Source organism: Tardiphaga sp. (assembly GCF_044340795.1).
Classification (GTDB): Bacteria; Pseudomonadota; Alphaproteobacteria; order Rhizobiales; family Xanthobacteraceae; genus Tardiphaga.
The window spans coordinates 22,089-43,624 of sequence record NZ_JBIISY010000023.1 but is presented as its reverse complement, the minus strand read 5'-3'; the positions used below and the strand labels follow the sequence as shown (position 1 = coordinate 43,624).

Annotated in this window: 18 protein-coding genes; 10 read left to right on the top strand and 8 right to left on the bottom strand. The window is 63.6% G+C overall.

Features of this window, described 5'->3' with window-relative positions; genetic code table 11:
- The coding region (locus tag ACIQ17_RS06115; protein WP_398466474.1) for a dioxygenase at positions 1 to 290 on the bottom strand (290 nt) is incomplete at its 3' end.
- Positions 291 to 419: 129 nt separating this feature from the next.
- Between ACIQ17_RS06115 and ACIQ17_RS06110 the strand changes: the two genes are divergently transcribed.
- Positions 420 to 1,442 (top strand): LacI family DNA-binding transcriptional regulator, encoded by a 1,023-nt coding sequence (locus ACIQ17_RS06110; protein WP_398466472.1) that lies wholly within the window; start codon positions 420 to 422, stop codon positions 1,440 to 1,442.
- Between the two features lie 4 nt (positions 1,443 to 1,446).
- Here ACIQ17_RS06110 and ACIQ17_RS06105 read toward each other — a convergent pair whose 3' ends face one another.
- Complete coding sequence (locus ACIQ17_RS06105; protein WP_398466470.1) at positions 1,447 to 2,442, bottom strand: aldo/keto reductase; 996 nt, start codon at positions 2,440 to 2,442, stop codon at positions 1,447 to 1,449.
- Between the two features lie 117 nt (positions 2,443 to 2,559).
- On the opposite strand from ACIQ17_RS06105, the gene ACIQ17_RS06100 reads away from it, so the two are divergent.
- Complete coding sequence (locus ACIQ17_RS06100) at positions 2,560 to 3,459, top strand: LysR family transcriptional regulator (protein ID WP_398466468.1); 900 nt, start codon at positions 2,560 to 2,562, stop codon at positions 3,457 to 3,459.
- Here ACIQ17_RS06100 and ACIQ17_RS06095 read toward each other — a convergent pair.
- Positions 3,456 to 4,553, bottom strand: coding sequence for a DUF2336 domain-containing protein (locus ACIQ17_RS06095; RefSeq protein WP_398466466.1), 1,098 nt, complete (start codon positions 4,551 to 4,553; stop codon positions 3,456 to 3,458). The genes ACIQ17_RS06100 and ACIQ17_RS06095 overlap by 4 nt on opposite strands.
- A gap of 288 nt (positions 4,554 to 4,841) precedes the next feature.
- On the opposite strand from ACIQ17_RS06095, the gene rimP reads away from it, so the two are divergent.
- The 8 genes from rimP to pnp all read left to right on the top strand — a co-directional run bounded on the left by rimP (position 4,842) and on the right by pnp (position 15,311).
- On the top strand, positions 4,842 to 5,609 hold the full coding sequence (gene rimP / locus ACIQ17_RS06090) for a ribosome maturation factor RimP (RefSeq protein WP_398466464.1): 768 nt from the start codon (positions 4,842 to 4,844) through the stop codon (positions 5,607 to 5,609).
- An 18-nt stretch (positions 5,610 to 5,627) separates the two neighbouring features.
- Positions 5,628 to 7,235: a transcription termination factor NusA gene (gene nusA / locus ACIQ17_RS06085; protein WP_398466462.1), complete on the top strand. Its 1,608-nt coding sequence runs from the start codon at positions 5,628 to 5,630 to the stop codon at positions 7,233 to 7,235.
- Positions 7,236 to 7,250: 15 nt separating this feature from the next.
- The gene (locus tag ACIQ17_RS06080) at positions 7,251 to 7,982 is read left to right on the top strand and encodes an RNA-binding protein (RefSeq protein ID WP_398466460.1); all 732 of its coding nucleotides are present in this window, start codon (positions 7,251 to 7,253) and stop codon (positions 7,980 to 7,982) included.
- 58 nt (positions 7,983 to 8,040) lie between these two features.
- A complete protein-coding gene (infB, locus tag ACIQ17_RS06075; protein WP_398466458.1) occupies positions 8,041 to 10,896 on the top strand; it encodes a translation initiation factor IF-2 in 2,856 nt (951 codons plus the stop codon).
- Positions 10,897 to 11,045: 149 nt separating this feature from the next.
- Positions 11,046 to 11,477, top strand: a complete 432-nt coding sequence (gene rbfA, locus ACIQ17_RS06070) for a 30S ribosome-binding factor RbfA (RefSeq protein WP_211911207.1) — start codon at positions 11,046 to 11,048, stop codon at positions 11,475 to 11,477.
- On the top strand, positions 11,474 to 12,547 hold the full coding sequence (gene truB / locus ACIQ17_RS06065; RefSeq protein ID WP_398466456.1) for a tRNA pseudouridine(55) synthase TruB: 1,074 nt from the start codon (positions 11,474 to 11,476) through the stop codon (positions 12,545 to 12,547). Before rbfA ends, truB begins: the two co-directional genes overlap by 4 nt.
- Before the next feature lie 2 nt (positions 12,548 to 12,549).
- Positions 12,550 to 12,819, top strand: a complete 270-nt coding sequence (rpsO, locus tag ACIQ17_RS06060) for a 30S ribosomal protein S15 (protein WP_211911209.1) — start codon at positions 12,550 to 12,552, stop codon at positions 12,817 to 12,819.
- A 341-nt stretch (positions 12,820 to 13,160) separates the two neighbouring features.
- On the top strand, positions 13,161 to 15,311 hold the full coding sequence (gene pnp / locus ACIQ17_RS06055; protein ID WP_398466453.1) for a polyribonucleotide nucleotidyltransferase: 2,151 nt from the start codon (positions 13,161 to 13,163) through the stop codon (positions 15,309 to 15,311).
- 282 nt (positions 15,312 to 15,593) lie between these two features.
- Here the strand turns inward: pnp and ACIQ17_RS06050 are convergent, their stop codons facing one another.
- The 5 genes from ACIQ17_RS06050 to ACIQ17_RS06030 all read right to left on the bottom strand — a co-directional run bounded on the left by ACIQ17_RS06050 (position 15,594) and on the right by ACIQ17_RS06030 (position 21,499).
- On the bottom strand, positions 15,594 to 16,547 hold the full coding sequence (locus ACIQ17_RS06050) for a homocysteine S-methyltransferase family protein (RefSeq protein WP_398466450.1): 954 nt from the start codon (positions 16,545 to 16,547) through the stop codon (positions 15,594 to 15,596).
- 174 nt (positions 16,548 to 16,721) lie between these two features.
- On the bottom strand, positions 16,722 to 18,476 hold the full coding sequence (locus tag ACIQ17_RS06045; protein WP_398466448.1) for an alkaline phosphatase: 1,755 nt from the start codon (positions 18,474 to 18,476) through the stop codon (positions 16,722 to 16,724).
- A gap of 183 nt (positions 18,477 to 18,659) precedes the next feature.
- Positions 18,660 to 19,997: an argininosuccinate synthase gene (argG, locus tag ACIQ17_RS06040; RefSeq protein WP_398466446.1), complete on the bottom strand. Its 1,338-nt coding sequence runs from the start codon at positions 19,995 to 19,997 to the stop codon at positions 18,660 to 18,662.
- 173 nt (positions 19,998 to 20,170) lie between these two features.
- Positions 20,171 to 20,977 carry a phosphatase PAP2 family protein gene (locus tag ACIQ17_RS06035; RefSeq protein WP_398466444.1) on the bottom strand — a complete coding sequence of 269 codons (807 nt, stop codon included), beginning with the start codon at positions 20,975 to 20,977 and terminating at the stop codon, positions 20,171 to 20,173.
- Positions 20,978 to 21,022: 45 nt separating this feature from the next.
- A complete protein-coding gene (locus ACIQ17_RS06030) occupies positions 21,023 to 21,499 on the bottom strand; it encodes a hypothetical protein (protein WP_398466442.1) in 477 nt (158 codons plus the stop codon).
- Between the last annotated feature and the right edge of the window lie 37 nt (positions 21,500 to 21,536).

The following is a 21,536-nucleotide window of genomic DNA, read 5'->3' as shown; positions in this document are numbered from 1 at the left end:
GTCTCGCTGGCGCCGTCCTGTCCGTTGTTCAGCAGGCAGACCAGGGTGGAAAGGCCAACGGCATCGCTGAACAGCACGGCCTCGTTATGGGTGTCGTTGGTGGCCTGACCGATCCGGTTGAGGAAATCGATGGCGAATTCGAACTCGGCCTCGGTGAGCCGGACGTCGCGGGCGAAAGCATGGAGGTGGCGCACGAACGACGCCATGACGGTGCGCAAACGGTTATCCGGCGCATGGCTCATGGCGTCGACAACGACGTCGGTCACGTCCTGCTGACGTGTGATGATCATTGGCGTCCTCCCGGTCGATCGGCTCTGGCATCTCGTCGCGCAACGCGGACGGCGCTGATTGCGCAATCGATTGCATAGACGGTAATGCAATCGTTTGCGCGCGTCAAGTTGACCGTTTAGGATGCCGGCATGGCTGCAGTAGTGACGATCAAGGACGTGGCGCGGGAGGTGGGGGTGCATCCCTCCACGGTGTCGCGTGCGCTCGATCCGGCGCGTCGCGAGCGGCTGGGCGAGCCCGTCGTGCGCCGGGTGCTGGAAGCGGCCGAGCGGCTCGGCTACCGGCCGGATGTGGCCGCCGCGAGCCTCCGGAGTGGCCGATCCAGGCTCATCGGCATCGTCGTTCCCGACATCGCCAATCCCGTCTTCTCACCGATCATCAGCGGGCTCGAACGCGCGTTGTCGGCGCGGGGCTATGCGCTGATCGTCGCCGACCAGCGGCCGGACCGCACCGGCGGCAACGACCTCGTGCAGATGCTGATCGCACGCAGGGTCGATGGCCTCGTGCTCGCCAATGTCGCCCTGAAGGACGATGCGGTCGAGCGTTGCCTGAAGGCACAGATTCCGGTCGTGCTGGTCAATCGCGCCGAGGGCGAGTCGCGGGTGCCATCGGTGGTGTCCGACGACATGGCGGGAATGATGCTGGCGGTGGAGCACCTGATTGCATCCGGCCATCGCAACATCGTGCATGTGGCGGGGCCGCAGTCGTTGTCGACGGGGATGCTGCGTCGTCGTGGTTTCGTTGCGGCGATGCGTGCCGCAGGTCTCGATCCCGATATCGACGATATCGAGGAAGCCGCCGCCTTCACCCGCGAGGCGGGATTGCCTGCCGCCCGGGAGCTGCTGGCGCGGCGGCCGGATGCCACGGCGGTGGTCGCGGCCAATGATCTGCTGGCGCTGGGCGTCTACGAGGCGCTGCGCGAACAGGGGCGACGCTGCCCGGAGGACGTCTCGGTGATCGGCCATAACGACATGCCGCTGGTCGATCTCGTCAATCCGCCGCTGTCCACGGTCCGCATCAGCCATCACGAGATGGGCGAGCGGACCGGGGAATTGCTGCTCGATCTGATCACCGGCACCCATCAGGGTGCGTTGCAGATCGTGACGTCGCCTGTGCTGGTGGCGCGCGCATCGACGCGGCCACTGGAGGGCTGAGGGCTTACGCCTTCTCGCTGTCCATGTGCACGAGTTGGCTGTCCGGATAGCGCCCACCCGCGGCTGCATCGACCGGAATTGCCTGTTCCAGCTCTGCAAGATGCGCCGCAGTGAGCTTCACAGCCTGCGCGCCACGTGCTTCGGTCAGTCGATCACGGCGACGGGCGCCGACCAGCGGTACGATATCCTTGCCCTGTGCCGCGACCCACGCGATCGCGACCTGCGCCACCGAGGCGCCGATCTCGCGGGCGATGGTGCGCAGCTTCTCTACCAGTGCCAGATTGTGATCAATATTCGCTGCGGAGAAGCGCGGGCTGATGCTGCGGAAATCCTGGGTACCCTGACCCTTGCTCCAGTGGCCGGAAATCAGACCGCGCGACAGCACGCCATAGGCGGTGATGCCGATGCCGAGTTCGCGGCAGGTGGGCAGGATGCTCTGTTCGATGCCGCGCGAGATCAGCGAATATTCGATCTGCAGGTCGGCGATCGGATGCACGTGGGCGGCGCGGCGGATGGTGTCGGCGCCGACTTCGGACAGGCCGACATGTTTGACATGGCCGGCCTTGATCAGGTCGGCGATGGCGCCGATCGTGTCCTCGATGGGCACATTGGGGTCGAGCCGGGCCGGGCGATAGATGTCGATGGCATCGACATTCAGCCGTTTCAACGAATAGGTGACGAAATTCTTCACCGCCACGGGGCGCGAATCGTAGCCGTTCCAGGCCATGTCGGGGCCGCGCAGGGCGCCGAATTTCACCGAGATCTGTGCCTTGTCACGCCGGGGATGGCCGCGCAGGGCTTCGGCGATCAGCATCTCGTTGTGGCCCATGCCGTAGAAGTCGCCGGTGTCGAGCAATGTGATGCCGGCATCCAGGGCTGCATGGATGGTGGCAACGCTCTCGTCGCGGTCGGCGGGGCCGTAGAAATCCGACATGCCCATGCAGCCGAGGCCGAGAGCCGATGTGTTTGGGCCGGTCTTTCCGAGTGTGCGGGTGTCCATGGGAATGCTCCGTGGCTGTCGATGGCGGTCCATGCCGCCGATGCCGGGCGATATGCACCCGCTCTCGCCGCGCGATAAGCTGGACAATCATGAAAGGGTTGTTCAATTTGACGGACAATGAGCGATCTCGACCTCCGCGACCTTTCAGCGTTCCTCGCCGTTGCCCGCACAAAAAACTTTCGCCGGGCGGCGGTGGAGCTGCAGGTGTCGGTCTCCGGCCTGAGCCAGCGGCTCCGCGACCTGGAAGAGCGCCTGGGTGTGCGATTGCTGCATCGCACAACGCGTAGCGTCGCCTTGACCGAAGCCGGGGAATTGCTGCGCACAAAAGTCGCTCCGGCCATGGAAGACGTCGATGCTGCCCTGCAACAAGTCCGAGGTTTCGGCGCCGCACCGTCCGGCCGGTTGCGGATCAATGCCCCGGCACCGGCAGTGGATCTCGTCCTGGCCCCGATGGTGACGCCGTTCCTGCAGCGTTATCCGGATATCCAGCTTGAAATCATTGCAGAAACGACGCTGATCGACATTGTCGCCGAAGGTTTCGACGCGGGCATCCGGTATGGCGAACATCTTGCCCAGGACATGATCGCGATCTCGCTGGGGCCGCCGGAGCGTTACGCCGTGGTCGCGTCGCCGCAATATGTTGCGCAACATGGGCGCCCCACCGTGCCGCAGGATTTGCTGCAGCATTGCTGCATCAGAACCCGTTTCTCCTCAGGCGCCCTGCTGGACTGGGAGTTTGAGCAGGACGGCCGCGAGGTCCGGGTGGCGCCGGAGCCGGCCCTGATCGCCAGCTATTCACGGCTCGGCATCGAAGCGGCCGAAGGCGGGCTCGGCTTCTTCATGACATTCGAAGGTTATGCGCGGGAGGCGATGGCGGCCGGCAGGTTGGTCAGCGTACTGGACGACTGGCTGCCGCCATTTCCGGGACCGTTCCTTTATTATCCCAGCCGCCGGCAACCGCCGCCCGCCCTGGCGGCCTTTGTCGCCTTTGTCGGGGAATGGCGTCGGCGGCGCTAGTTCGGGATTTCCGAGGTCGGTTCGCGGGTCTGCCAGAAGGTCAGCACGCGCTGGGCGGTGGCCGGCACCAGGCGCTCGAAGTTCTGCCGGGCTTCCTCGACGTCATGGGCTGCCGGCGAGCGGCCGGGGCCGACGCGTAGCGCAATCAGTGCGCGGACCGTGGCCCAGGAAATGCCGATCGACTTGCCGAGGATCAGCATCGGATCGTCGCGGTCGCCCTTCAGGAGCTGGTCGATGGTGGCGATGCGGACACCGGACATGGCGGCGAGGGCCGCCGCCGTCTCCTCATATTGATGCGCGCGGGCGAAGCGCAGCAGGGCACCCTCGTTCAGCTCCGCGCTGGTTTGCAGCTTGCGCACGCTGCGCTCGGCGCTGGCGAAATCACGCGTCAGTCCGAGATGTTGCTGCGTGCCGGAGATGTCCTGCATGGCACGGTTGATGGCCGCGCGCAGTTCCGGCGCAGCGGCATCGAACAGGCGGCGCCGGACGACCTCGACCGAATGCGCCAGCAGATATTTGAGCTGTTCCGTGGACAGGTCATCGCGCTGACCGACCGTGACGGCCAGCACGCCGTCGTCGCCGGCACGGCGGATCAGGCCGTGATAGCCGAGCTGCGAGAACACCGCACCGGCATTGCCGGCCACCCGGCGGATGACCTCGCGGTCGCCGCGGCGGATGATCACATCGGTCAGGCGCGGGCCGAGGGTCGGCCGATCGGAAATGGCAAGCAGATGCGGCTGGCTCTTGGCCTTGGCGATATCGAGCAAGGTCGGCTCGTCGATCTGCGGCGAGCGGCGCAACAGCGGGCCGGCGATCAGGATTTCATCGTCGCGCACCAGCATGGAAATCAGCTGCGGCGGCGCATTGACCAGCTCGGCCAGCCGTTCGGCCAATGCACGGCGTGCCTCGACCCCGGTCTGCGGCACTAGGCTGGTCAGGATGCTGTCGAACAGGTCCACATGGGACGGCTGGAACCGGGAGGCGCCCTGTAGAAACAGGTCGGCGATCTTCCGGACCGCCTCGCCACGGCGTGCGGGATCGCCGTTACGGACGATTTCCTCAAGCCCTGGAATGAGGGATTTGGCCTCTGCCATCAAATTTACTCAACTACGCCACCACAAAGGCCCGCATAGCCTAATGGGGCTTCATGAAGGAAGGGTTAGTCCGGAAAGGCATAGATGCCAGAGTTTACAGTGACTTAACACGGGCAGGGTTCCGGTGCGAGCTGCATCGCGTCGAATCCCGCCCTTGCCGTCCTGCCGAAAAAGGTCTATATCGGCCGCAACTTACAGTTCTCATACGATCCGTTTGAGAGTGGGGCCCCCGGGGACCCGCTCTTTTTTATTACCTGAACCGACCCCAACCTGGACCGCTGCTGCCCGATGACCGACCCGATCGAACCCACCATGGATGATACCGAGCTGCTCGCCGAGCCGCGTCTGGTCGTCGAGCCAGGTGCCGGCGCGCGCGTGGCGGCCATTGCGACGCCGGTGCTCGAAGGCATGGGCTATCGGCTGGTGCGCATCAAGATTTCGGCCGAGGCCGGCTGCACCGTGCAGATCATGGCCGAGCGGCCCGATGGCTCGATGCAGGTCGAGGATTGCGAGGCGATTTCGAATGCGTTGTCGCCGGTACTCGATATCGAGGATCCAATCCAGCGCGCCTATCGCCTCGAGATTTCCTCGCCGGGCATCGATCGCCCGCTGGTGCGCCGTTCGGACTTCCTGCGCTTTCAGGGTCATCTCGTGAAGGTCGACATGGCGGTTGCCGTCGGCGGCCGCAAGCGTTTCCGCGGCTGGATCAGCGCCGTCGAGGGCGGCGAGGTCCTGATCGATCGCGAAGGCGCGCGTGATGGCGAAGATCCGATCACGCGGTTGCCTATGGAAGATATCGGCAGCGCCAATCTCGTGCTGACCGACGAGCTGGTTGCCGAGTCCATGCGTCGCGGCAAGCATGCCGAGGAAGATCTCAAGCGCGAGCTCGGCCTGGCGCCGCCGCCGGCCCCGCATGCCAAGCGCAGCGATCCGAAGAAGAGTTTTGCGCCGAAGCCGAAGGGCAAGGCTGCGAAAGCCGCCAAGAAGCCGCCGCCGAAAAACACCAAGGCCCACCGCCTCGCCGCAGATGCCAAGCGCCGCGGCGATATCGATTGACCCGAAGGAGACTGAGCCATGGCCGCTATCAGCGCCAACCGACTTGAACTCTTGCAGATCGCCGACGCCGTTGCCCGCGAGAAAACCATCGACCGCGGCATCGTCATCTCGGCGATGGAAGAGGCGATCGCCAAGGCGGCGCGCGCGCGTTACGGCTCGGAAACCGATGTTCACGCCGAGATCCATCCGAAGACCGGCCAGCTCTCGCTGACCCGCCATATGCTGGTGGTCGAGGATGTCGAGAACGCGTCGAACCAGATTTCGCTCAATGACGCGCAGCGCGCCAATCCGGGCGCCCAGGTCGGCGACACCATTGCCGACACGCTGCCGCCGCTGGAATATGGCCGCATTGCCGCGCAGTCGGCCAAGCAGGTGATCGTGCAGAAGGTGCGCGAAGCCGAGCGTGATCGTCAGTATCAGGAATTCAAGGATCGCATCGGCGAGATCGTCAACGGCGTCGTCAAGCGCGTCGAATATGGCTCGGTGATCGTCGACCTCGGCCGCGGCGAAGCGATTGTCCGCCGCGACGAGATGCTGCCGCGCGAAGTGTTCCGCAACGGCGACCGCGTGCGTGCTTACGTGTTCGACGTGCGTCGCGAGACCCGCGGTCCGCAGATCTTCCTGTCGCGCACCCATCCGCAATTCATGGCGAAACTGTTCGCGCAGGAAGTGCCGGAAATCTATGACGGCATCGTCGAGATCAAGGCCGTTGCCCGCGATCCCGGTTCGCGCGCCAAGATCGGCGTGATCTCGCGCGATTCCTCGGTCGATCCGGTCGGCGCCTGCGTCGGTATGCGCGGTTCGCGCGTGCAGGCCGTGGTGAACGAGCTGCAGGGCGAAAAGATCGACATCATTCCGTGGTCGCCGGATATCGCGACCTTCGTGGTCAACGCGCTGGCGCCGGCGGAAGTCTCCAAGGTCGTCATCGACGAAGACCGCGAGCGCATCGAAGTCGTGGTGCCCGACACCAACAACCAGCTTTCGCTGGCGATCGGCCGCCGCGGCCAGAACGTACGTCTCGCCTCGCAGCTGACCGGCTGGGACATCGACATTCTCACCGAGCAGGAAGAATCCGAGCGTCGCCAGGCCGACTTCGAGAACGCCACCCGCGTGTTCATGGAAGCGCTGAATGTCGACGAAGTCGTCGGCCAGCTGCTGGCGTCGGAAGGTTTTACGAACGTCGAGGAACTGGCGCTGGTGGATGCCAAGGAACTGGCCAGCATCGAAGGCTTCGACGACGAGACCGCCGACGAGCTGCAGAGCCGTGCGCGCGAATATCTCGAGCAGCTCGAGGCCGAGCTGAGCGCCCGTTGCAAGGAGCTCGGTGTCGATGAGGCGCTGCGCGAAGTGCCCGGCGTGACCCTGCAGATGATGGTCAAGTTCGGCGAAAACGACGTCAAGACCGTCGAGGACCTCGCGGGCTGCGCCACTGACGACATCGTCGGCTGGACCGAGCGCAAGGAAGGCTCCGAGCCGGTCAAGCATGCCGGTTTCCTCGATGCCAACGAGATGTCGCGTGAGGATGCCGAGCGCATGATCATGGAAGCCCGCGTCGTGGCTGGCTGGATCACCCGCGAAGACCTCGACAAGGGCGTTGAGCCCGAGTCCGAAGAAGCCGAAGCGTAAGGATATGCGCCACGCATGCTCGCCAGTTTTGACCCCGCAGATCTTGATCGCGGCCCCCGAGACACCAAATCGGGGACTGAGCGGATGTGCGTGGTCACACGGCGCGTGCGTCCCATCGATGACCTGATCCGTTTCGTTCTTTCGCCCACCGGCGAGCCTGTTCCCGACCTCAAGCGCAAGCTCCCGGGCCGGGGACTGTGGGTTTCGGCATCGCATAAGGCGGTGGCGGAGGCGGCGAAACGCAATCTTTTCGCCCGGGGTTTCAAGAAAAACGTCAAGGTGTCGGCTCAAATCGCCGATGAAACCGATAAATTGATGCTGCGCGGCGTGACCGACGCTCTGGCCATGGTGGCCAAGGCGGGTCAGGTCGTCTCCGGTTTCACCAAGGTCGAGGACGCATTACGGCGTAATACCGCCGAAATCTTGCTCCATGCTAGCAACGGTGCTGCCGACGGAATTCGCAAGCTGGACGGTATCGTCCGACAAAATGCCGCCTTCGATGACGAAACCGACCAGATTCCGATCATAACGCTGCTCAGCAGTGACGAATTGGATTTGGCATTGGGGCGGTCAAATGTGATACATGCTGCCGTGCTCACAGGCCCGGCGGGCAAAACGTTCCTGTCGCGCAGCCAGACTTTGGTCCGATACCGGATGGCTGACGCTGACATCAACGCAAGCGCCAAACCATCGAAGACCCATGCGTCGCCGGACACGGTGCCGCCGGACGACGATTTCGCCGATTGAAATTCGAACGATGACGAATGTGCGACCGCGCACACCGCAAAAGGACTAGGACTGCTGAATGGTTGATACGAAAACGCCTGGCGACAAGACTCTGAGCGTTCCCAGCAAGACCTTGACGCTGAAGCCGCGCGTCGAGCAGAGCACTGTGCGCCAGAGCTTCAGCCAGGGCCGTAGCAAGCAGGTGGTGGTCGAGAAACGCGGCAAGCGCCGCATTCCCGGCGAAAGCCACGCTGAAGCTCCGGCGCCTGCTCCCACACCTGCGCCCGCGGCACCCGCTGCCGCTGCGCCGGCGCCCGCTGCGCCGAAGCCTGCTGCACCGGCAGCTCCGGCTCCCGTTGCTGCTACGCCTGCGGCTCCTGCCGCCCCGGCACCTGTCGCTGCTGCGCCGGCGGCTCCCGTTCGCGCTGCTGCACCCGCCGCGCCGGTTCGCCCGGCCGCGCCTGCTGCTCCGGTGCGTACCTCCTCATCGGGCTCGTCGTCCCGCGCTCCCAGCGCCCCGTCGCGCTCGGCTTCGCCGCCGCCGCGCGGTGGTTCGGGCCGTCCGCAGCCGCCGCAGCGCAGCGGCTCTGGCGTCGTGCTGCGCACGCTGACCGAGGACGAGCGTAACGCCCGCGCCAGCGCGCTCGCCGATGCGCGCGCCCGTGAGGTCGAAGAACGTCGTCTTGCCGAGGCAGAGGCAGCCCGCCGCAACACCAAGGAATACAAGGAGCAGATGGAGCGCGAAGCTGCCGAGGCCCGTCGCAAGGCCGAGGAAGAGCGCCATCGTCTGGAGGAAGAAGCCAAGCGCAAGGCGGAAGCCGAAGCCAAGCGCCGCGAGGCCGAGGCTGAAGCCAAGGCCAAGGCTGCGGCCCGGTCGACCTCCACCACCGCCCGCGCTCCGATCGCCACCACGTCGGGCCGTCCCGCCGTTGCCGCCGATGGCAGCGACGAGGACGAGGCACCGCGCGTCATTCGTCGCCCCGGCAGCCCCGCCCGTCCGGTGATTGCGCCGAAGCCGACCGCCAAGCCCGGTCCGCAGAAGGAACGTGGCCGTCTCACCGTCGTCACCGCGCTGTCGGCCGGTGACGTGCGCGAGCGTTCGGTCGCATCGTTCCGCCGCCGTACCCAGCGCCTGAAGGGTCATCAGTCGAACGAGCCGAAGGAAAAGCTCGTCCGCGAAGTGATCATTCCGGAAGCGATCACGATTCAGGAACTCGCGAACCGCATGGCGGAGCGCGCGGTGGACATCATCCGCATGCTGATGAAGCAGGGCGCGATGCACAAGATCACCGACGTGATCGATTCCGATACCGCACAGCTGATCGCCGAAGAACTGGGCCACACCGTCAAGCGCGTTGCCGCGTCGGACGTTGAAGAAGGCTTGTTCGACGTCGCCGACGATTCCACCGATACGGAAACCCGTTCGCCGGTCGTCACCGTCATGGGTCACGTCGACCACGGTAAGACGTCGCTGCTCGACGCGCTGCGTCAGGCCAACGTTGTGTCGGGTGAAGCCGGTGGCATTACCCAGCATATCGGCGCCTATCAGGTCACCTCGCCGGAGAGCGGTAAGAAGATCACCTTCATCGATACGCCGGGCCACGCCGCGTTCACCGCGATGCGCGCCCGCGGCGCCAAGGTTACCGACATCGTCATCCTCGTGGTGGCGGCCGATGACGGCGTGATGCCGCAGACGATCGAAGCCATCAACCACGCCAAGGCAGCGGGTGTGCCGATCATCGTGGCGATCAACAAGATCGACAAGCCGGATGCGAAGGCGGAGCGCGTGCGCACCGAGCTTCTGCAGCATGACGTGCAGGTCGAATCCTTCGGCGGCGACGTCGTCGACGTGGAAGTGTCGGCGAAGAACAAGACCAATCTCGACAAGCTGCTCGAAATGATCGCGCTGCAGGCCGAAATCCTCGACCTGAAGACCAATTCGGATCGTCCGGCGGAAGGCACCGTGATCGAAGCCAAGCTCGATCGTGGTCGTGGTCCAGTGGCCACCGTGCTGGTTCAGCGCGGTACGCTGCGGATCGGCGACATCATCGTGGCCGGTGCCGAAATGGGCCGTGTCCGCGCACTGATCTCGGATCAGGGCGAGCAGCTGACCGAAGCCGGTCCATCGGTGCCGGTCGAGGTGCTCGGCTTCAACGGTCCGCCGGAAGCCGGTGATCGTATGGCCGTCGTGGTCAACGAAGCCCGCGCCCGCGAGATCACCGACTACCGTACGCATCAGAAGCGTGAGAAGTCCGCCGCATCCGCCTCCGGCATGCGCGGCTCGCTCGAGCAGATGATGAGCCAGCTGAAGACCTCGGGCCGCAAGGACTTCCCGCTGGTCATCAAGGCCGACGTGCAGGGTTCGCTGGAAGCCATTCTCGGCTCGCTGGAGAAGCTCGGCACCGACGAGGTCGCTGCCCGTATCCTGCATTCAGCCGTCGGCGGCATCTCGGAATCGGACGTCACGCTGGCTGAAGGCTTCAACGCCGCCATCATCGGCTTCTCGGTTCGTGCCAACAAGGAAGCGACGGCTCTTGCCAAGCGTAACGGCATCGAGATCCGCTACTACAACATCATCTACGATCTCGTGGATGACGTGAAGAAGGCCATGTCCGGCCTGCTCGCGCCGACGTTGCGCGAAACCATGCTGGGCAATGCGCAGATCCTCGAAGTGTTCAACATCTCGAAGGTCGGCAAGGTCGCGGGTTGCCGCGTCACCGACGGCACTGTGGAACGCGGCGCCAATGTGCGCCTGATCCGCGACAACGTCGTCGTGCACGAAGGCAAGCTGTCGACCCTGAAGCGCTTCAAGGACGAAGTGAAGGAAGTTGCGTCAGGCCAGGAATGCGGCATGGCGTTCGAGAACTACTCCGACATGCGTGCCGGTGACGTGATCGAGTGTTATCGCATCGAGACCATCCAGCGCTCGCTGTAAGTCCAAGTCTTACAGAGAGCCGGATTTTGAGAAGGACGTCATGCCCGGCGTAAATGCGCCGGGCATCCACGTCTTTGATTTTTCACAGAACAGGCGTGGATGGCCGGGATAGTCCCGGCCATGACGTCGTTTATTGTTGGCTAGGAAAGATGCCCAAGCATCATCAAAAATCTGCGACGCCGGGTGGCTCGCAGCGTCAATTGCGTGTCGGCGAACTGATGCGCCACGCGATCGCCGATATCCTCTCGCAGGGTGGTGTCTACGATCCCGTGCTGCAGACCAACATCATCACGGTGCCGGAGGTGCGGATGTCTCCGGACCTCAAGCTGGCCACCGTTTATGTAATGCCGCTCGGCGGCAAGAACACCGAGCCCGTGCTGAAGGCACTGGCGGCGAACAAGAGCTTTTTGCGCACCGAAGCCGCGCATCGGGTGAACCTGAAATACGCGCCCGATCTGCGCTTCCGCATCGACGAACGTTTCGACGAAGCCGAGCGTATCGACAAACTTTTGCGCACCCCCGCGGTGGCGCGTGACCTCAAACAAGACTCTGATAATCAAGATTCGGACGAGAACGAATGACTGTGACGACGACCAAGACCGACACCGGCCTTGAGGTGAGCCCGCTTCCGCAGGCGCCGCGCGGCAATAATGATCCGCGCCATCAGGGCGGCAAGCGCCAGGGCGGTGGACAGGTTCGCCGCGACAAGCGCGACGTCCATGGCTGGGTCATTCTCGACAAGCCGCTCGGCATGACCTCGACCCAGGCGGTCGCCGTCGCCAAGCGTCTGTTCCAGGCCAAGCGCGCCGGCCATGCCGGTACCCTCGATCCGCTCGCCTCCGGCGGCCTGCCGATCGCGCTGGGCGAAGCCACCAAGACCGTCCCGTTCGTGATGGATGGTCGCAAGCGTTATCGCTTCACTGTCGCCTGGGGCGCCGAGCGCGATACCGACGACACCGAAGGCCGGGTTACCCAGACCTCGGATATCAGGCCAACGGCCGAGCAGATCCGTGCGCTGCTGCCGCAGTTTACCGGCAATATCGAGCAGACCCCGCCGCAATATTCGGCCATCAAGATCCAGGGCGAGCGCGCCTATGACCTGGCGCGCGACGGCGAGACCGTCCCGCTGGTTCCGCGCCCCGTCGTTATCCACGAATTAGTGCTTACAGAACAACCAGATAGCGACCATGCCGTTTTCGAGGCCGAGTGCGGCAAGGGCACCTATGTGCGCGCGCTGGCCCGTGACATCGGCCGTCTGCTCGGCTGCTACGGCCATATCTCGTCGCTGCGCCGGACCCTGGTCGGACCCTTCGCCGAAGCTGACATGATTCCACTGGCAGAATTGGAGGCTTTGTGCGATAGAGCCGCGTCTGGCGAGGGAAGCCTCGCCGACGCGCTACTGCCCGTTGAGACCGCGCTGGACGACATCCCGGCGCTGGCCGTCACACGGTCAGATGCGGCAAGGCTCCATCGGGGCCAGGCCGTCTTGTTGCGCGGACGGGATGCGCCTCATTGCAATGGCACGGTTTATGTCACGGTGTCGGGCCGGTTACTGGCCCTCGCCGAACTCAGCAATGGCGAGCTCATCCCCAAGCGCGTGTTCAACCTTTCCGGATTGGTTGCCAATCCGGTGCAAAAAGAAAGTCACTGACGATGTCGATTGCCGCCGAACGCAAAGCGGAAGTCATCAAGAACAGCGCCCTCAAGGCCGGCGATACCGGTTCGCCTGAGGTCCAGGTTGCCATCCTCTCGGAGCGCATCACCAACCTCACCGAACACTTCAAGACCCACACGAAGGACAACCATTCCCGTCGTGGTCTTCTGAAGCTGGTGTCCACCCGTCGTTCGCTTCTCGATTACATCAAGAAGAAGGACGAGGCCCGGTACAAGGCCCTGCTCGCAAAGCACGGCATTCGCCGCTAAGCGATTTAACGCGCGCAGCTCCTGCGCGCGTTTTCGCATGGATAGGTCCCACACAACCCAACCATGCCATTACGTAGTGCAGGCCAGAGTGGCCCGCACGATAGCGTCCAGCCGCAATCCGGCAGCTGGGCGATGACGGGCAAGGAGCCTGTCGCGCGGCGTGAAGCTAGAAGGCTTCAGGTCGCGACCATCGGAAGGATGGACGCCATTGGACATTCACAAGCCATGGCAGGATCGCCAGACGCTGACTTCGCAATCGATGCGAAGCGTCTTGCAGTCTTGCGCATGGCTTTTGTTTTTTCGGCGCCACGCTTTTCGTGAACCCATGAAAGATACCAAAGATGTTTAAACCTCATTCCGTCGAGATCGATTGGGGCGGCCGTCCGCTCAAGCTGGAAACCGGCAAGATTGCCCGTCAGGCTGACGGCGCCGTCATGGCCACCTATGGCGAGACCATCGTCCTCGCGACCGTCGTGGCCGCCAAGGCGCCGCGCGAAGGCGTCGACTTCCTGCCGCTGACCGTCGACTATCAGGAAAAGGCCTACGCAGCCGGCCGCATCCCCGGTGGCTACTTCAAGCGTGAAGGTCGTCCGACCGAGAAGGAAACCCTGGTTTCCCGCCTGATCGACCGCCCGATCCGTCCGCTGTTCGCCGATGGCTGGCGCAACGAGACCCAGGTGATCGTGACCGTGCTCTCGCACGACATGGAAAACGATCCCGACGTGCTGGCCATGGTGGCTGCCTCGGCTGCGCTGACCCTGTCGGGCGCACCGTTCAAGGGCCCGATCGGCGCTGCCCGCGTCGCCTTCCAGAACGACGAATACATCCTCAACCCGACCCTCGACGAGATGGCCGACACCCAGCTCGAGCTGGTCGTCGCCGGTACGTCGGATGCCGTGCTGATGGTGGAATCGGAAGCCAAGGAGCTTTCGGAAGAAATCATGCTCGGCGCCGTGATGTTCGGTCACCGCCACTTCCAGCCGGTGATCAAGGCGATCATCGAGCTCGCCGAGAAGGCCGCCAAGGAGCCGCGCGAAGTCACCGTCGTCGATGACAGCGCCCTCGAAAAGGAAATGCTCGGCATGGTCGAGCAGGAACTGCGCGCCGCTTACGCCATCCCGGTGAAGCAGGATCGCTACGCCGCCGTCGGCGTGGTGAAGAAGAAGGTCATGGATCACTACTTCCCGGAAGGGAAGGAGCCCGCTTACGACAAGCTGCGCATTGCCGGCGTGTTCAAGGAGCTCGAATCCAAGATCGTGCGCTGGAACATCCTCGACACCGGCAAGCGCATCGACGGTCGCGATTCCAAGACTGTCCGCAGCATTCTCGCTGAAGTCGGCGTGCTGCCGCGTGCGCATGGTTCGGCACTGTTCACCCGCGGTGAAACCCAGGCCGTGGTTGTCACCACGCTCGGCACCGGCGAAGACGAGCAGTATATCGACTCGCTGTCGGGAACGTACAAAGAGACGTTCCTGCTGCACTACAACTTCCCTCCCTACTCGGTCGGTGAGACCGGTCGTCTGGGCGGCACCAAGCGTCGCGAAATCGGCCACGGCAAGCTCGCCTGGCGCGCGATCCATCCGGTGCTGCCGGGCCACCACGAGTTCCCCTACACCATCCGCGTGGTGTCGGAGATCACCGAGTCGAACGGTTCGTCCTCGATGGCCTCGGTCTGCGGCGCGTCGCTCGCGCTGATGGATGCCGGCGTGCCCTTGAAGCGTCCGACGGCGGGTATCGCCATGGGCCTGATCCTCGAAGGTTCGCGCTACGCGGTTCTGTCGGACATCCTAGGTGATGAAGATCACCTCGGCGACATGGACTTCAAGGTGGCCGGCACCGAGCAGGGCATCACCTCGCTGCAGATGGACATCAAGATCGCCGGTATCACCGAAGAGATCATGAAGGTCGCTCTCGCCCAGGCGAAGGACGGTCGCGTTCACATCCTCGGCGAAATGGCGAAGGCGCTCACCAATGCCCGCGCCGAGCTCGGCGAATACGCACCGCGCATCGAGACCTTCAAGATCGCCACCGACAAGATCCGTGAAGTGATCGGCACCGGCGGCAAGGTGATCCGCGAGATCGTCGAAAAGACCGGCGCCAAGGTCAACATCGAGGACGACGGCACCGTGAAGGTGGCTTCGTCGGATGGCGAGGCCATGAAGGCGGCCATCAAGTGGATCAAGTCGATCGCTTCCGATCCGGAAGTCGGCCAGATCTACGAGGGCACCGTCGTCAAGGTGATGGAGTTCGGTGCATTCGTGAACTTCTTCGGCGCCAAGGACGGTCTGGTTCATATCAGCCAGCTCGCCGCCGGCCGCGTGCAGAAGACCTCGGACGTCATCAAGGAAGGCGACAAGGTCAAGGTCAAGCTGCTCGGCTTCGACGATCGAGGCAAGACGCGTCTGTCGATGAAGGTTGTCGACCAGGAGACTGGCGAAGATCTTGAGGCCAAGCAGAAGACCGAGGGTGAAGCGGCTCCGGCTGCTGAGTAAATCGCCTCACAGCGAAATAAGAAAAGGGCGGCCGAAAGGCCGCCCTTTTTGTTTTCTGAATTGTAGTTCGCCGAAGCTGATGGTCTCCCTCCCCGGAGCGAAGCGAATGGGGAGGGTGGCGCGTAGCGCCGGGTGGGGTCTCTCCCCACGTGACGTCGGAGTTTGGGGAAGCACCCCACCCGTCTCGAAGCATCGCTAAACGCTCGCTTCTCACCACCCTCCCCACGGCGCGGCGTAGCCGCTTGGGGGAGGGAGAAGAACCGCGCGTTACTCTCGCCGCGCTCATACCGGCGTCGCGGCAAAGGGCATGCAGGCCGCTGCTATGGCGGCGACGTGCCGATGGTCGGTGCCGCAGCAGCCGCCCAGGATACGGATGTCCGGGAAGGACTGCCGCAACTGATGATAGCGCTTTGCGAGATCATTTGGATCTCCTGCGTCGAGGGTCTCCGCCTCGTCGAGTTCGGCGTGGCTGAGGGTGGATGCATTGGCGCGGATACCTTGGATCCGCTGCACCCAGGCTTCTTTGGCGTGCAGCGCGCCTTCGAAATGAGACGGATGGGCGCAGTTGATCATGTAGTAAGCCGGGGACGCTTCCGTCGCGAGATCGGTCGCTTCGATCGCATGACGCAGTGGTGTACCATCGGCCAGCCGTCCGTCTGTCTCCACGGTAAAGGAGATGACGCAGGGCATATCGAGCGATCGCGCAGCCCGTGCGATGCCAACGGCCTCGTCAATCGTCGAGAGCGTAAAGGCGGTGACCATGTCGGCCGCTGTCCCGGCGAAGCTCGTGATCTGGGTGCGATGATAGTCCTCGGCTTCCGGCGCAGTCATGTGGCCAGCCTTGTAGCCGTCTCCGCGCGGGCCGATGGCGCCGCTGATGACACAAGGCATGGCCTCGGTCTCCCATTCGTCGCGGAGCTCCACAAGCAGGTCGATCGCAGCGACATTGGCCGCATGAAGCGCGCCGGCGTCGTAGCCGAGCCTGTCGCCCCAGTCCGGATTGGCGCGCCATGTCGCGCTGTCGAGCACGAAGCCGGCGCCCTGCGTCCGGGCGGTCTCCAGATAGGGCCGGTAATAGGCTTTCAGCCGGTCTCGCCCCGTCGTCGAGCCGAGCAGCACGAAGGAGGCGAAATGCGGCAGTTCGAGCCCGTCGTTGAAGATCAGTGACGTCTCCATGCCGCCGTCTGTGAGAAAGGCGCCGCGACGCTGCGGCAATGCGCTGCGATACTTGCTCATGGCGTGCTCCTGAACGGATACGCACGTGAGTCTGGTTTTGGGCGAGCCAGTTCAGCGCGCAGCCTGATGCAACTTGTCGCATGGGTGGCGATAGCGCGCACCCATTCGCGGGAGCAGTAATCGAGGACGGACCAGAGTCCGTCTCATCATCAATGGAGAGTGCCGGTGCGTGAACTACTTCGCACCCAACCCCAGCGCATCCACCATCACGCGAAACACTTCCGTATTGTCCATCTGCCCCTTCACGCGATCGCTGCCCGGGCCCGTCGCCGTCAGGATCACATCCTCGCCGGAATGCACGCTGGCATTCATCATCGCCGGCAGATTACCCAGCCGCAGCATGGCGCCGGGCGCGTTCTTGTATTTTTCATTCGCCTTGAACGTATTTGGCGCCTCACCCGCTTCCGTCGGCTGGTTTGGTCCATCGAGCTTTGGCCGCAGCGTCTCATAATGATCAGGCACGCTCGCCGACATGATCGCCAGCCGCCGGCTCACATCCACGCGTGATGGATAACCCTCCGCGTCCGGCGCCGGATAGTTCGGGAAGCCGGCCTTGTCATAGACGCCGATCCGCTCGCGCAGCGGCAGGTTCGCTTCCGCGCTCATGTCGTCATTGACGGTGCCGATCAGGCTGTTCGGATGGCTGTGATCCGACACAACGAGGATCAGCGTGTCCTCGCCGCGCTTCAGCGCCCATTCCTTGGCGAGCTTCACCGCATTGTCGAGCATGATCACGTCGTAAACGGCGCGATCGAAGTCCAGCATATGCGCATATTTGTCGATCATGCCGGACTCGACCATCAGGACAAAGCCCTTGTCATTGCGCGACAGCACATTGAGTGCCGCCTGAACCTGTTCGGTGAGATCCGGCTGCTCCGGATTCTTTTTGACGCCGCCGCCCTTGAGGAATCTGCGGTCGAGCACGCCGTCCATGTTGCCGGGCGTGAACAGGCCGAGCAGTTTTGTGGTGTCCGTGTTGTCGGCCGTGGCTTTCAGTTCACCGGCGGTCTTTACATAGGGATAGCCGGCGTCTTTGAATTTGGCGATGTAGTCCACTTCGTCGGCGCGCTTGCCGATATCGACCGCACGCGGCAGGAAATTCGCCGCCCCACCGCCGAGGATAACGTCGGGCTTCGCGGCAAACATCTGCGCGACGATCTCGTCATAGGCTGCGCGGCGGCGCGTATGCGCGACCATTGAGGCCGGCGTCGCATCCTGGATTTCGGTATTCGTCACGATGCCGACCGCAAGATCGAGCTTTCGCTTAACCAGCGACGTGATGGTCTCGACCTTGGGATCGTCGAACACGTCGCGCGTGCGATCCGCATAGACGCCGAGTGCATTGGTCGCGCTCTTGTGGCCGGTCGTATAGGCGCTGGCAGAATTCGCGGAGTCGGTGATGATCGAATCCGTGCCGGCGGTGCCGACCAGCGCCATGCTCGGCATGTCGTCGATGGCGAGCTTGCCGCTGCTCTTGCCTTCCTTGATGCCCTTGGACAGGATGCGCGCCGCCACGCGATGCGATAGCGACATGCCGTCGCCGACAAACAGGATGACATTCTTCGCACGGCGGGCGCCGGTGTCGTAGACGTTCCATGTCACCGACTTGGTGAGGTTGCCCGCCGTGACATCGATCTTGTACGCGCCGGGCTTGTCGAGCACGACATCGCGCAGCACCAGCGCCGATTGATCCTTGCCGTCCTCGCGCTCGATATAATCAGCGCTCTTGCCAAAGGTCGCGCTCTGCTCGGCGCCGTTGATGGTCACCTTGATGTCGGAAGCTGCGATCTTCTCGGGGAGCTCGACCTTGAAATCGAACTTGCTGCCTTTGAGGATTTCGGCGCGATCAATCGGATAGATCGTCTGGGCGTGACACGGGGCGCTCATGAAAAACGCCGCAAGAGCGGCGAGTGAAACGGCTTTGGTCATGGCAGCATCCCTCAGTGGCTTTCTGTCGCAGCAATCTCCATCAATAAAATGGCCGGATGTCACGTCAATGACATCCGGCCAATGAACCTGTAGCCCGGATGGAGCGAAGCGCAATCCGGGGATGTCGAGGTTATTGAATCGCCTGCCCCCGGATTACGCTACGCTTCATCCGGGCTACGGGCGTCACTTCTTGTCGCTACCCAGCTTCGGGATCGTCGCGCCTTCGCCGGCGCTGATCAGGCCGGTCTTCGCATAGACATTCAGCTTCGCGCGGGTATCGGTAATGTCGAGATTGCGCATGGTGAGCTGGCCGATACGGTCGGCCGGCGTGAACGGTGCGTCCTCCACCTTTTCCATGCTCAGGCGTTCCGGCGCATAGGTCAGGTTCGGGCTTTCGGTATTGGCGATCGAATAGTCATTGCCGCGGCGCAGTTCGAGCGTGACTTCGCCGGTGATGGCGCGGGCGACCCAGCGCTGGGCGGTCTCGCGCAGCATCAGGGCCTGCGAGTCGAACCAGCGGCCCTGATAGAGCAGGCGGCCGAGCTTCATGCCGTTGATGCGATACTGCTCGATGGTGTCCTCGTTATGGATGCCGGTGACAAGACGCTCATAGGCGATGTGCAGCAGCGCCATGCCGGGCGCTTCATAGATGCCGCGGCTCTTGGCTTCGATGATGCGGTTCTCGATCTGGTCGCTCATGCCGAGGCCATGGCGGCCGCCGATCACATTGGCTTCCAGGAACAGCGCGACGGGATCGGTAAAGGTCTTGCCGTTCAGCGCGACCGGCTGGCCTTCCTCGAAGCGGACGGTGACGCGCTCGGCCTTGACGACGCAATCGTCCTTCCAGAACGGCACGCCCATGATGGGATTGACGATGGTGATGCCGGTGTCGAGATGTTCGAGATCTTTTGCTTCGTGGGTCGCGCCGAGCAGGTTGCTGTCGGTGGAATAGGCTTTCTCCGCGCTCATCTTGTAGGCGAAGCCGTGGGCGGTCATGAAGGCCGACATTTCAGCGCGGCCGCCGAGCTCGTCGATGAACTGGTCGTCGAGCCAGGGCTTGTAGATCTTCAGCTCGGGATTGGTGAGCAGGCCGTAGCGATAGAAGCGCTCGATGTCGTTGCCCTTGAAGGTCGAGCCGTCGCCCCAGATATTGACGCCGTCTTCCTTCATGGCCGAGACCAGCATGGTGCCGGTCACCGCGCGGCCGAGCGGGGTGGTGTTGAAATAGGTGATGCCGCCGGTGGAGACATGGAAGGCGCCGGCCTGGATCGCGGCGATGCCTTCATGCACGAGCTGCTGGCGGCAATCGACGAGGCGGGCCTTCTCGGCGCCGAATTCCATCGCCTTGCGCGGAATCTCGTCGTAATCGGCCTCGTCGGGCTGGCCGAGATTGGCGGTATAGGCGAAAACTTTCGCGGCCTTCTGCTTCATCCAGAGCAGCGCCGCCGACGTATCGAGGCCGCCGGAAAAGGCGATGCCGACATTCTTGCCGGTGGGGAGGCTCTTCAGAATCGTGGTCATGGGGCGTCCAATCGGGGCTATTTTTCGCGGTCAGCGATAGCGCGGCGGACCAAAGGGCGTCAACGCGGGAACAGCTCTCTTGTCGCCACCCGGCTTGACCGGGTGGCCCAGTAAACTGGGGCCGGTGTGTAGGGTTGCCCGGTCAAGCCGGGCAACGACAGAGTGAGACGGCATCAATCGTGATGCTGCTCGGTGATCCGGCTGCCCAGCGATGGCTTTGGCGGATTGCGGCCGGACAGCATCCGGCGCCGCCAGGCATAGCCGGGCCAGGCGAGTTTGGTCAGCCAGCGGTCGATGCCTTCATCCGTCATCCGGGTCCGCGGCCAGCGGTAGATCCATCCGTGCACCAGCCAGATCACCAGAAACGAGGCGAGGCCGGCGATCATCACGTCGGTGAAGAAATGCCCGCCAAAGGCCATCCGCCAGCCCGAGGTGGCGAGGCCGAACACCGTTGCGGCCGCATAGGCGGCCGGGCGAAGCGCCGGCGGCGCCAGCGCGGCTGGCGCATAGGTCCAGAATGCCGTGGCACCCTCGCCGGAGAAGAACGAGCAGTTGCGGACGCATTGCCCGCTCGGGTCCCACCAGGCCTTGAACTGCCAGGGGCCGCCGAATTCGGTCACGGCGACGGGGCGCGGGCGGCTCCAGAAGGTCTTGAAGGTGAAATTGGTGAGGAAGCCCGCCGACATCAGCATGGTGATGACCAGAAAGGCCATGGTGCGGCCCTTCACCAGCAGCGGCCGGTTCGGCCAGATCAGCTTGACGATCAGCGCCAGGATCGACGGTGCGACGAAGGCCCAGGCGATCCACATGGCCGCGTTGCGCGCGAACTGCGCATAGGGCAGCCCCGAATAGGTGAAATCACGGGTTTCGGGACTGAAGAACAGCGCCGCGAGCTTGAGATCGAGCTCGGGCCAGACGCCGAAAATCACGAGGATCGCTGCAAGCAGCACGAGCGCAATGAGGAGGCCAGTCCGGTTCATGGCGGGCGGTTTATCCGAGGCGCGGGGGGAAGGAAAGTTAAAGCGCTATGGTTTTGCTGTGGCATCCGGCTGCGGCGGCAGGTGCCGCGGCTGCTTCCATCGGCCGGCATTGCGGCCGGCGATCACCCAGTAGATCAGCCCGGCAATGATGCCGGCGCCGGTCATCACTTCGAGGTGACGGCGCACGATGCCGTCGAATGTCATGGTGGTGGCGTCATAGGGGATCAGGCCGAGATAGCAGGCAAGGCCGACCACGGCGCCACCGAGCGCATAGGCCAGCACGGCGCGGATATTGAAGGTCTCGGTGATCACGACGACGATCAGCGCGGGGATCAGGGCGAAGCCCGAGAAGAAGATGAAGCCGAAGCCGATCAGGACATTGATCGCATCGGGATTCACCATCCCGGTATCCATGGCGCTGAGTTCGGGGAACAGGATGGAGAAGATAATGATCGTGCCGCCGACCATGGACGCCACGCAGAAGGCAAACAGGATGACGATGATGCGGCCGATCAGGGACATGATGAGAACTCGTTGATCACGTTGCGCACCGATCTCT